Source organism: Microvirga sp. Mcv34 (assembly GCF_024519725.1).
Classification (GTDB): Bacteria; Pseudomonadota; Alphaproteobacteria; order Rhizobiales; family Beijerinckiaceae; genus Microvirga.
This window is the reverse complement of record NZ_JALJRK010000008.1, coordinates 20,252-31,312: the sequence shown is the minus strand read 5'-3', so window position 1 is coordinate 31,312 and position 11,061 is coordinate 20,252. Positions and strand designations below refer to the sequence as shown.

Here is an 11,061-nt window from a genome sequence, read left to right as displayed (position 1 = left end):
ATCGCAATCGCTGCAGCGACGGTATCGGGGTCCGCACCGACGACGATCCCATCGGAGGGCGTGTAGGTCGCCGTCGGCGCCTCGTTCACGTCCGTCACGTAGACCTTGACCGTCGTCGGCACGCTGGTGAGGTTAGTTGCATCCGTTGCCGTGACCTGGAGCAAGTAATATCGCTTACCTGTTCCATCGGGTTGGTAAAGGTAAGGATCTTCAAGACCGGATTCGTAATTGATCAAGCTGCCGTTCCGGACAGTGATCATGCCGGAGAACTCATCAATCTCGAACCGTCCGTCGAGGTCGTCAACCAGATGGTACAGAATGATCGGCCGGCCTGCGTCCGGATCCGTTGCGGACATGGTCGCAACAAGCGGATTGCCCTGCACGTTCTCATCGATCGCGTTGACCGTACCGTCAGGGATAGTCGGCGCATTGGGTGCCTCCGGCCGATCCTTGACCTCGAAGCTGATCGTCAGAAACTGCGATGACAAGCCGCCGTCTGACACCTCCACTTTAAGCGTGTAGAACCGGCGCCCTTGGGCGTCCGGAGGCGTGAGATAAGGATCGTTGGCCGCCTCATAATCGATGAGGTGGGCCGCATCCACAAGGATGTCCCCGTTTGATGCATTGACTTTGAAGCGCCCCCCCAAGGTGTCGAGCAAAGAAAAGGTCAAGGTCTGGTTGGCGAAGATGTCAGGATCTGTCCCAGTGACCTTTGCGATGAGATCGCCAGGCGTCGGGTTCTCCAGGATGCTGGAAACCGGCGCTTGCGAGAAGGATATCGACGGAGCTTCGTTGACATCGTCCAGATCAATCCGGACGGTCGTGATATCCGAAGTCAGGCTCCCGCTGTCCGTAGCCTTAACCTGAACTTCATACCACCGCGTCGTGATGCCATTGGCGTCAGTATATTTTTGAAGAAAGGCATCGCTCGCAGCATCCGCTTCAAAATTGAAGGCCTTGTTGGCAACGGCATAGATGTTGCCGGCGGAGTCTATGCTGAAGCGACCGCCAAGAGTGCTTACCAGCGAATAGGTTAGGGTCTGGGCCGGATTTGCGTAGATATCCGGATCACTCGCCTTCACCGTGGCGACGAGCCTGTTGGACGCGACCGTGCCCTCCGTGAAATGAAGGGCGCTTCCCGGTTGTACGGCAGGAGCGAACGGCTTCTCATTCACATCATCCAGGTCGATCTGAACAGTCGTGATGTTCGAGCTCAGATTGCCAGCCCCATTGTCTGTGGCTTTGACCTGGACAAGATAGGAACGTTTCGTGACGCCGTTGATCGTCTGGATATAGAGATAGGGGTCACTGTCAAAATTTGCCTCGAAGTTAAAGCTTCCGCTTGCGAGAGCGATGATGTTGCCACCCGCATCAACAGAGAATCGTCCTCCGAGGGTATCCACGAGAGAATATGTCAGGGTCTGAGTTGGATTTGCATAGATATCCGGGTCTGTCGACTTAACCGTGGCGACAACCTTATCCGTCGCCAAGTTCTCCGAGAACCGGAGGAGGCTTCCCACCTGGACAACAGGGGCAGTCGGCTTTTCATTCACGTCGGTCAAGTAGATGACGACCTTGAACGGGTCAGATGTCAGCGGGTTCGTTGGGTCGTTGTCCTTGGCCTGAACGTAGAGCTCATAATAGCGCACGCCACCGGGCGTGCCCTTCAGATAGGGATCCGCCGCCGAACTGGCTTCGTAATCGAGAAGGCTGCTCGAACCGAGAGTGATCAGCCCATCGCTTGGCCGGATAACGAAGCGACCGCCAAGGTCGTCCACCAGCTCATACGTAAGAATTTGGCGCTGAGCATAACCGTTGTCCGGATCCGTGGCGGTGACTTGCGCCACATAATTCCCCGTCCCGTAGTTCTCAGTAATTTGTCCAACCGAATTCACTAAAGTGGGAACGTTCGGCTTTTCATTGACGTCTACCAGCTCGATCTTGATGTTTGAGGTGCCGGACGACAAGACTGGTGAACCATTATCCGTGGCCTTGACCTGAAGCGTGTAGTAGCGCTTGCCATTCGCATCCGGCGCCGACAGGTTGGGATCATCTGCGGAGATCGCATCGAAGTCGAAACGGTTGCCCGTGCCGCCGCGGGCCGTGATCACGCCGGTTTGAGCATTGATCGCAAAGCGCCCGCCCATGTCGTTCAGCAGCGAATAGGCTATCGTCTGACGCTGTGAGATGGCGTTATCGGGATCGAGCGATTGGACGGTCGCGACGACATAGTCGCCGACAAGATTTTCCGTGAAACTCAGCGGGCCGTCTTGAAAAACGGGATTGGTTGGAGCCTCGTTTAAATCTCGAACGTCAATGGTGAAGGTCTGTTCGGTATAGATCGTTCCAAAGCCATCGCTCCCCGCTGTCGTTGCGCGGACAGTGATCGTATAAGGCGTCGAGACCTCATAATTGAGCTTGGTCCGGTCCGCAACGTAGACCCAGCCATTGCTGTCGACTCCGATCGCCCCGGTATGACTGGAGCCGACCAGACTCCAAACAACATTTGTACCTTCATTCGACGTGGCGCGCAGGTTACCAATGGTCGTGCTGTTTGGCGAATTCTCATCAACGGATCCACCATTAAACCACCGGAGATCACTAGGCGCCTCCAGGACGTTCTTGACAGTGAAGTTGAACGTTCGGGCTGTGGTTGTGGGCTCACCTCCCGTCCCACCAATAGGATCAAACGCTTCGATCTGGACGCTCACTCTCCAGTTCTGAGCCGCAAGCGCCTCGTAGTCCAAATTGATAGCATAAAGCTGGTTGCCGTTCCTGACTTCGAAGGCGGTTGAATTGGCGCTCCATGTCAACTGACCTTTAGCACCGCTTGTCGTCAGGTTCCCGATAAACAAGGCGGATTGATCGTAAGTGACCTCGTTCGTGGCCCGGTCGACAGCGGACGAGCCGCCCAGAGAAATCGTTCCCAGTGCGAGCGTGCCAAAATCTTCCGCAGATGGGTCCAGCGTCGAGCCGGCTACTGCCATGGAATCAGCATTTGTCGCAGGTTCAGAAGTTACCGAAATCAGTGGAGAAGGTTTGACTGACTGCTGCGTGGGCAAACCCTTCAGCGCCTGCACCGCTGCAGGAGGATATGCTGCTTTGGAGAACGCCGGCGGCAGCTGAACGTGGGCCTTCGCGGTGAGGGACGCAAAAGCGGAATAATGGCCGACCTGGCTCTGCGAGGCCTCTGCACCAGAACCGTTTGATGAGACAAGTGACGAGCGACTCGAAAATCCAGAGTTATAATCAGGGGCTTTGCCGCTCCCGATCGAAACCACTGGAAGGGCGTCAGACGGGCCAGCGCCCGAGACGGCACCGGAAGATGCGCTCGCTTCCGTTAGTCCCATTGGGTCCGTTGGGGCAGTGAGCGCATGCACCATCGCTTCCGCCCGCCTGCCCCCCGGCTGCGCACCCCGCTCTTCAACGAGGCTGTCCAGCCCGCCATCCACAAGCATCTCGTCAATCACTTGGCCGACATTGACTGCCTTGCCGGTGACCTTGTCGAAAACGGGCTTATTCATGATGACGATCCCCTTACTTCCTGCAGACGCCGGAACCACTGGGATTTCAGGCGAATGTTACACTGTTATTGACATCTAAGGACAAACCGGCTTGGCTGACAGCTCTCTGTTCGGGGAGGTAACGAGAGGGAATGCCGGATTCGGGATTATTTTCCAAAGCTAAAAGCTGGCACGGATCTACGGCAAGAGCGCACTATTACGCTAAGTAACCAATGCATTTTTCGAAACGCCAACAGACTCTTATTGATCTTTCAGGCTAAATAAGAGACGATACGCTCTGTCTACTCGGATGAACTCTTAATTCGATTATCAAATTTTGAAATTATATTCTCATACTTATGATTTATAATGCGAAATTTGGTTATTATCTTGCGTAAGCGAGGGGCTCTATTGCACAGGCGCAAACCCGAAAATCTTAACCCTGTATTCATTTTTTGAGCAGAACCCGCCTATTTGCAACTGCAAGTCGACCAAAACTACCCCTGGTGGCATTGAATCTGGACCGTGCAAAAGTGCAAAGGGACACAGGCAACTCCCATCGCTTCTCAGCACAAGTCAGCCCTCGCGATCCTCGCAGCCCTGGCAACACCAAACTTTTCTGCCGGAACCTGCCGCTACTGCCGTACTTCATGAGTACTTCTGAGACAGACCTCATACCTTCGCATGACCTCATGACGAGGCTTGAAGCAACTGGGCGTGCGGGAATCCTGCCGGTTCAACAATTCGATCATTGCGCTAGGCGGAGCGACACTCCTCCGAGCCGCAAACGTCGGTCCTATCTGAACTTAAGACTTGGAAATTCGCACATTCTGAATGGGAGGCAAGGCTAACCGTTCCGGACAGATCACAGAGCACCATCCGCTCTCGGGAACACGGCGCAACATCGCTGCTGAGGCCGGATCCTCGAGCGGCCATGAGCACCGCACGCCGAGGACTGGATGAGAATCCGTGAGACCTGACCAACGCAACTCGATATTCACGGTCACAACTTCTCCACACGGAGGCATGGACCGTTGGATAAGCGAACGATCAGCTCGAAGTCGTATTGTTGGAAACCGCTCGAACCTCCGACATGAGGTGAGCTGCAGACTCGAACCTTTGGCGCTCCCTAGGGGACTCGAACCCCTGTTTTCGCCGTGAGAGGGCGACGTCCAATTATCCCCCTCTTTCAACCTCCCAAACGCTACCAACGATTTCACATGTGCCTTCTATGGGAGAGGGCTGGTAGCCATCAGTTACTTCTACGTTGCCCCCTCGCCTACCATACCAAGTGTTAGCGAACGTGGAGCAGTCGGACGGTTGGGCTTAGCCCTCTTCTAGAAACATCAATGCAGGTCGGAACGCTCTTAGGACCGTCCATATATCCACAGGCCCGCCGCAGCGTAGACCTCAGTATCGCAGCGGAGGCGGGCCTGTGGGTATGTGGGCGGCCTTACACTCGACATGCAAGCAGCTAATCCATTGCCGTTACGGCTAGCTTGACTAGAAGTGCCTCAAGGGGTGGGGTTTGGGGAGGGGATTTCAGCCACATCCCTCTCTCGCCGTGGCAGTCTCGTACGCGGAAGTGCATCCTTGATAGGCGGACCTTGATCTGAGATTGCGGCTTGGAACAGAGCCAATAAAGCTTTTAATTGGCTCTCAGTTATAATTGGACCCGGCATTGTGATCATCAGGATCAGAAAGCTGGCGTTCAATTTGGCGAAGCTTAGATTTCATCCATGAGTCAGTATTGATGTACACGGTCGATAGATCGTGGTTCCATCTCCGAGCGATGTATACGAGCATCGCGTCGTGTGCTGCCCAAGTATTCTCCTCAAACCAACTCCATAGACCATGCCATTTCGCATCTTCACCCATCGGTCTCGTGGGTTCCAGTTCGGATGGGGGCTGCCGATAGCCGGCAAGATCGGCCGCTCTGTCAACTTCACCGTATTCCTTCACACGAACCGAGAGCGCCTCGTGTTCCGGATCACGTTGGCCGAGGCGCAGTAGCTGACCCTGTGTTCTGACCCAAGCATTTCCCGGATCAGCATAGTAGACCGGCGAACTGATATAGTCAGGGGCCGTACCGAGGCGCGGGTGGTTTAGGATGAACTTCGCGAGGATGCATGGATCACCAGTTCCCGGATATTCGCCAGGGCGCCAAAGCTCTGCAGTCGGCGCTGCAGCGAGTTCATCCTTTCCCGGCTGACCACCTGAGACGTAGAGGTCAAGATCATGATGGAGTGAGAGGAACCGCTGGCGGACTTCATCTTGTTTCATGGAAGGGATCCAAAGGGAGTTGAGACCAAGGTTCATTCACCGGTCACTGCCCACAGGGCATTTTTATTGTTTTTATCAAGTGTTTGGCTTGATGCAGGCAACATTTGAGAAGTTTATCGTGGTTGCAAGGATCCCACGGGTCAATGCCGAATATGTCGCACAAGGTAAAAATTTCCCTTGCTATAATATCTCTCTGTATCATTTCTTGGACGTCATCGATTAAGTCAGCGCGCGGATACATTTTTACTCCAACGCGGAATGCTGCAATTAGCATTTCTACCCTGAGGGTGACAACATCCGTCTTTAAGCATGACGCTAAATTCTCGAACGTGGCTTCGCTTGCATAGTCAGGGGTCACGGCCGGCCTCCACCTCAAATTCAATGCGACCTCCTTGACGCGAGGGCGCCTGCTAGAAGGAATGTGAGAGCGATCCTTGGTGAATCGCCTGTGTCAACTATCGGTGACACTTATTGACACTGAATGAATGGAGGTCAATCTCTTTGTCGGGCTCCGCTGAAACCCCACCCCAGAACTCGCCGGAACCGGCTACAGACAAGGACTTGCCTCGGCGTCTGCGTGTCATCATCGGGGCTGAGAGTATGGCATCGTTTGCTCGGCGGGTGGGCGTTTCACGCCAATGGCTGTATCGCATACTGAACGGTGAACCGGCCTCGGTTGCCGTACTGTCATCAATAGTTGACAGTACGGGTTACAGTCTCGACTGGCTGGCACGAGGAGAAGGCATGCCAATAGGAGCGTCGGCAGGGCGATTTGAGATGATTTCTCGCCTTACTGCGCGAATAGATGCTCATAACGAAGTAACGTTTGGCCAAGCCGACGCGCCGCCCGTAATCGTGCCTGCCGAGCTCTTTACAGAACTGAATATTGATGCAGCCAAAGTCGGCGTTCTTGCTGCACCCGACGATGGAATGTCGCCAACCATTTGGGCCATGGATGATCTCCTGATCGATCCATCTGATCGCCAACCGGCGGAAGGTGAAATTTTTCTTGTTTCCAAAGCGGGGCGTCTGACCATTGGTCGAGTGTTCCAGGTTGAAGGAACTTGGATCTTCGCGTCCGAAGGACCCGGAAATACGCCTTTTGGACTGTTCGGAGGCGCGACCTCTGAGAACCTGACTATTGCAGGCCGCGTCCATCTCATCATGAATCGAAAATTAACGAAACGAAAGCGCTAGGCGCGGTTGCTGTGATAATCACCTTGGGGTCCATCCCGCAGGTGACGTAACGATCCTGAGGGCGGCAGACTCGCCCTGGCCGCATCGGGTTGGGATTATTTCAATATAAGGGCAGTGTTCGGCCGTAATCACATTATCAACCGAGTTCGGAGTTTCGCCACACGCACAATGCATGGCGTTGCCGAGCACTGGTCCAATTGGCTGCCAGGCATATTCGGGTTTCGATCGATGGGCTGCGCGAGGCTTGGAGAGAATGATCGCTGACGTCGTCGGGACACCACCATCCGGGCCTATATTACCCGCCGAGTTCCGGGCCTTCCAGGCCTGCCGACCTGATCACGAGCGCTGGGAACTGGTGAACGGGGAGCCTCGGATGATCCTGACCACTATCGTCCATAATTTCATCACTGGCCGGCTGGAGTCACTACTGTTCAAAGCCTTGATGGAACACGATCCCACCAAGGTTTCGTGTCAGCATCCGGGCGTGGAGTTGGGTGTCGGCGAGAATGATTGTCCGGAGCCGGATGTGGCCGTGATCGACGCGGACTATGCCCCCGGACAGCGGTTTACCAGCCGATGCTATTTCCTGGCCGAGATCGTGTCAGACAGCGACGATCAGACTGTTCCCGGGACCAGCGAAAGGTGGATCGAGGTCAAGCGTCGTTTATATCGCGGGCACACCTCCTGCGCGGCTGTGGTGGTGATTCAGGAGAATCGAATCGACGTTCTCGTTGACGTGAAAACTGCAACAGGATGGCATTCGGAGAGGCTCACTACGCCCGATCAGCTTATCATCCTGCCAAGGTTAGGCCTACGGTGCTCGGTGGCAGACCTTTACCGCAACACTCCGCTGATGCCTCGCCTACGCACCGGGTAAAACTGTAAGGTCCGCAGCGGTGTCGGTTGATAGCGCGTTGTGTCATGTATGATGCACGATATCGTACTTGGCCACCGAGGGAGCTGATGGTGTCCCTTCAGCCTACTTCCCTTCGTATGTCTGAGGATCAGTTCCTTGCCTGGGCCAGAACCCAGGAGGGACGATACGAACTGCTCGCAGGGAAAGTCAGGAGACTGGCGGGAGCCACCCGGGCTCATGAGCGGGTGGCGAAGCGCATCTTCATGGTCCTCTACGCCCAAGTCGATGAGCGGACCTTCGACCTCAACAAGGGCGGCTTCGGGGTTCAGGCCCCATCGGCATCTGGCTCAGGCACAGTCCTCTACCCGGATATCGTCATCGATCCGCAAAGTGGGGCGGGTGGCGAGCGATCGACTTGTCAGCCTGTTGTCATCATCGAGGTTGTTTCAAGCCGTGCTGACTGCGAGCCCCACATTCAGAAACTCGACCGCTACAAGGCATGGGATACGCTCCGCCATCTTGCCGTGTTCGATCACGAAGAGCCGAGGGCTTGTGTCTGGACGAAGACCGGGGACGGCTGGCCGGCGAGGCCAGTGAGAATTGAGGGCGCTGGCGGGATTGTGAATCTTCCCGCGATTGGGGCGGCGATTACCCTAGACGAGATCTACCGCTCCCATACCTATCGGACATTCGCCCGGTAATGATTTCTCGCTTCGTCCACGTCGGGGCCACCAGAGCAAACGCTGCCCCTGACCGGCGGGGCACCTCAAACTAGACGCTCGTCCGGGAAATCCTGATCATGTGTCAGCGCCTACCAGGTTGATGACTCAAGCCATAGGAGGAACATCCGGAGGACGATCGCACTCCCGCTCATCGCGCCAAGCGGGTTGTCCACCGTCAGGGGAATGCCCGAAGCTATGAAGGCCGCAGATGTGGTAGTTTTGGCGTGAGGTGATCAGCGCAGCTCCAGGGCCGCCATGACTGCTACCAAGTTCCGCAAGCACCCCATAGCCGTGCTGGGGCGTCACTGGACGATCCACGCCCTTCAGCAGTTCTGCACCCGGTACAACCCCGCCGATTACGAGCCGGAGGCTTTAGTCGACCTTGTGGACCGGATCGAAGGCAAATACCGCGCCGCCTTCGCGAATCCCTATTGGGACAAGCACTCTAGAGTGATGATCATCGCGAAGCTGACGCGGCGGAATCCTGCCGTCTCGCCAAAGGTGAGGATTGTCTATGATCGCCGGGCGAAAGTGATCGTGACGGTGCTGCCGTTGAAGCTGGATCCCAACCGACCACGTCGGCTCAAGACCCTGACGGTGTGAGGCTGGCTCTGGCCGGCAAATTGGATAACGTCCTGCCTCACCATGCAGCTACAATGCTCCAAAAACTTGAAATCTGACGCCGGTGATCACCTCGGGGCTCTGCTCCGGCCGTCGAACGAGGATCAGGAGTTCATCCCCTGCCCGAAGGCCCAAGACTGGCTCCAGAGCCGACGTCCTGAGCCCGACCCGCTCTGTGACAAGCGACACGGGAGCACGCCTCAAAGCGGTCGAGGAGGCGCCGTGCCGCTTCCTGCGTCATCATATGCCAGTAGCGCTCGACATCCTGCTCGATGCGCTTGTCTCGCTCCGCATCGGAGAGGATCGGATACCAGCCCGAGCGCTCAATGGCTTCCTTCAGCAGCGCCCGCGCTTCCGCTTCCACCTGATCTGGTCCGATGCTCGCCATTCCAATCACGCCCTGACGTGGTGCCCGGTCAAGAAAAAGACCGCTGTTCCCAGCGGCCCCAAGTTGAGAGGGGCAAACCCTCCTTTCCAGAGAACCATTGCGTCCCTCGTCCAGAACGCGCCGATGCAAAAGATAGTGACGCCAGAGCGGTTGATTCTGGAATTCTATGTCGTCAATGCACCCATGCGTGGGATTCAATGCACGTTCCGCCTGCCGGTGCCCATCAGGTTACAGTAGTCGCTTGTGACGGCTCTCTGACTCGATGATGAGTTTGTCGCCGAAGCGACGCTTGATCTCGGATATGGCCTGAGGTGAGGACTCGATTACCAGTCGGCTTGGATTGCCTGCCGCTTTCACAACGACGCCGGGCACTTGGCAGACCCAATCCTCGGCTGTCATGGCTTCCGACCGTGCCTCCCGCCTGATCGCGACGACATAGGTGGCCATGACCAACCCTCCTCGTGTTGGGTCTCATTCTACAACAGCTTGTCCGACACAAGGGCTCCACCTCCGTGAGAGCCGACAAGTCTGCGTCTCGTCAAAGACGCCCGATCTTCACCGGCCTCACAACCTCGTACGTGACGGGAAATCCGCGGAACCTCGCAGGCCGCTGGTCGGCCGGCAGTAGGCCGGATGCTGTCAGGCGGACCACAAGAAGATCGCCCTCCGGCGTGGGGCGGCGGGCGACGGTCGCGGCCCCCTTCGGCACGCCGAGCGTCTCAAGCAGCTCCTGACGGATTTGAAGATCCGCTTTCCTGGCAGCGTCATTCGGGCTTTCGGGATCATCCATAGCGTCCGAACCGTCTCGCTTTCGATTAGGCACATTCTGCTATTCAACACTCACCCGAGTCAGGCTTCCCAATCATGTCGCTCTGACGAAATCGTCCCGCAGCTCGTGGGACAGATTTTCCAACAGCTTGTTGGCAAATATACTCCCGGCCTGATGCGTTGAAGAGAGGGCTAGGACGATGACAGAGCTTATCGAGAAGACCTGCACCCCCTGCCGAGGAGGGATCCCGCCTCTCACCCCGGCCGAGGTCGAGGCGTTTCGCCCTCAGACTCCGGAATGGGCCATTTGCGATGAGGCGCACCGGATCGAGCGGACCTATAAGTTCAGGGACTTTGCCGATGCGTTTGCCTTCGTGCAACAGGCGGCGGAGCTTGCCGAGATGGAAGGCCACCATCCCGATATCTCATTTGGATGGGGGTACGCGACGGTGTCGTTGCAGACCAAGAAGATCAAGGGCCTGCATGAGAACGACTTCATCATGGCCGCCAAGCTCGACCGGGCGATGGAGGACCTGTCGCAAAGCTAAGTGAGGGCATCTCGAGTTCCTCCCCGCTATCCACAGCACCGGCTGCAGCCCTTCCGTTGACTCCACTGGGCTGAATATGTTCACGTTATGTTCCATTTTGTCGCAGTAAGCCCGGAGTATGACGGTGCCTCTCAGTCTAGTCGTTTGTCGGTTCCGTCCGGTTCTCACTGCCGTG

General features: G+C 56.3%; 11 protein-coding genes. 5 read left to right on the top strand and 6 right to left on the bottom strand.

Features of this window, described 5'->3' with window-relative positions:
• From OC446_RS06895 to OC446_RS06885, 3 genes are all read right to left on the bottom strand, one after another.
• A partial coding sequence (locus OC446_RS06895) for a cadherin repeat domain-containing protein (RefSeq protein ID WP_262028316.1) occupies positions 1-3,524 on the bottom strand: 3,524 nt, incomplete at its 3' end.
• Positions 3,525-5,162: 1,638 nt separating this feature from the next.
• On the bottom strand, positions 5,163-5,786 hold the full coding sequence (locus OC446_RS06890) for a hypothetical protein (protein WP_262028315.1): 624 nt from the start codon (positions 5,784-5,786) through the stop codon (positions 5,163-5,165).
• A 43-nt stretch (positions 5,787-5,829) separates the two neighbouring features.
• Positions 5,830-6,144: a hypothetical protein gene (locus tag OC446_RS06885; protein ID WP_262028314.1), complete on the bottom strand. Its 315-nt coding sequence runs from the start codon at positions 6,142-6,144 to the stop codon at positions 5,830-5,832.
• A 242-nt stretch (positions 6,145-6,386) separates the two neighbouring features.
• Between OC446_RS06885 and OC446_RS06880 the strand changes: the two genes are divergently transcribed.
• The 4 genes from OC446_RS06880 (at position 6,387) to OC446_RS06865 (ending at position 9,164) form a co-directional block, all read left to right on the top strand.
• Positions 6,387-6,983 carry an XRE family transcriptional regulator gene (locus tag OC446_RS06880; protein WP_262028313.1) on the top strand — a complete coding sequence of 199 codons (597 nt, stop codon included), beginning with the start codon at positions 6,387-6,389 and terminating at the stop codon, positions 6,981-6,983.
• Positions 6,984-7,236: 253 nt separating this feature from the next.
• Positions 7,237-7,860 carry a Uma2 family endonuclease gene (locus OC446_RS06875; protein WP_262028312.1) on the top strand — a complete coding sequence of 208 codons (624 nt, stop codon included), beginning with the start codon at positions 7,237-7,239 and terminating at the stop codon, positions 7,858-7,860.
• 44 nt (positions 7,861-7,904) lie between these two features.
• On the top strand, positions 7,905-8,540 hold the full coding sequence (locus OC446_RS06870; protein ID WP_315986484.1) for a Uma2 family endonuclease: 636 nt from the start codon (positions 7,905-7,907) through the stop codon (positions 8,538-8,540).
• Between the two features lie 276 nt (positions 8,541-8,816).
• Complete coding sequence (locus OC446_RS06865; protein ID WP_262028311.1) at positions 8,817-9,164, top strand: hypothetical protein; 348 nt, start codon at positions 8,817-8,819, stop codon at positions 9,162-9,164.
• A gap of 130 nt (positions 9,165-9,294) precedes the next feature.
• Here OC446_RS06865 and OC446_RS06860 read toward each other — a convergent pair whose 3' ends face one another.
• The 3 genes from OC446_RS06860 to OC446_RS06850 all read right to left on the bottom strand — a co-directional run bounded on the left by OC446_RS06860 (position 9,295) and on the right by OC446_RS06850 (position 10,360).
• Positions 9,295-9,570 (bottom strand): hypothetical protein, encoded by a 276-nt coding sequence (locus tag OC446_RS06860; RefSeq protein ID WP_262028310.1) that lies wholly within the window; start codon positions 9,568-9,570, stop codon positions 9,295-9,297.
• Positions 9,571-9,798: 228 nt separating this feature from the next.
• On the bottom strand, positions 9,799-10,017 hold the full coding sequence (locus OC446_RS06855; protein ID WP_262028309.1) for a hypothetical protein: 219 nt from the start codon (positions 10,015-10,017) through the stop codon (positions 9,799-9,801).
• Between the two features lie 91 nt (positions 10,018-10,108).
• Complete coding sequence (locus OC446_RS06850) at positions 10,109-10,360, bottom strand: hypothetical protein (RefSeq protein WP_262028308.1); 252 nt, start codon at positions 10,358-10,360, stop codon at positions 10,109-10,111.
• 178 nt (positions 10,361-10,538) lie between these two features.
• Here OC446_RS06850 and OC446_RS06845 point away from each other — a divergent pair, with 178 nt between their 5' ends.
• A complete protein-coding gene (locus tag OC446_RS06845; RefSeq protein WP_262028307.1) occupies positions 10,539-10,886 on the top strand; it encodes a 4a-hydroxytetrahydrobiopterin dehydratase in 348 nt (115 codons plus the stop codon).
• Positions 10,887-11,061: the final 175 nt, after the last annotated feature.